This window comes from Xenorhabdus entomophaga (assembly GCF_037996725.1).
Taxonomy (GTDB): Bacteria; Pseudomonadota; Gammaproteobacteria; order Enterobacterales; family Enterobacteriaceae; genus Xenorhabdus; species Xenorhabdus khoisanae.
This window is the reverse complement of the sequence record NZ_JBBMXH010000524.1, coordinates 1-223: the sequence shown is the minus strand read 5'-3', so window position 1 is coordinate 223 and position 223 is coordinate 1. Positions and strand designations below refer to the sequence as shown.

Below are 223 nucleotides of genomic sequence, written 5' to 3'. Positions count from 1 at the left end.
AACGGGATCTCATCAGCCCAGTCCATTTCCTCCTCTTCCGGTAACGCAGCAGATTGTACTGCCGGAGTCGCCTTTCTTTCCTTATTGGCGGGTTGAGAAGGCGGTTGTTTTGGTGCTGGCTTATGCCCCATCTGCTGAGCAGCCGCCTGTTTTGCATCCCCACGACTTCCCAGCATCTGCATCGTGCCATTGACACTCACCACCACTTCCGTTGAATAGCGAT

The 223-nt window shown here is 54.3% G+C and carries 1 protein-coding gene; it reads right to left on the bottom strand.

Annotated elements, in window-relative coordinates; translation table 11 throughout:
* Positions 1 to 223, bottom strand: a 223-nt coding sequence (locus tag AAC854_RS23915; RefSeq protein WP_479715138.1) for a single stranded DNA-binding domain-containing protein, incomplete at both ends; no start/stop codon positions are given.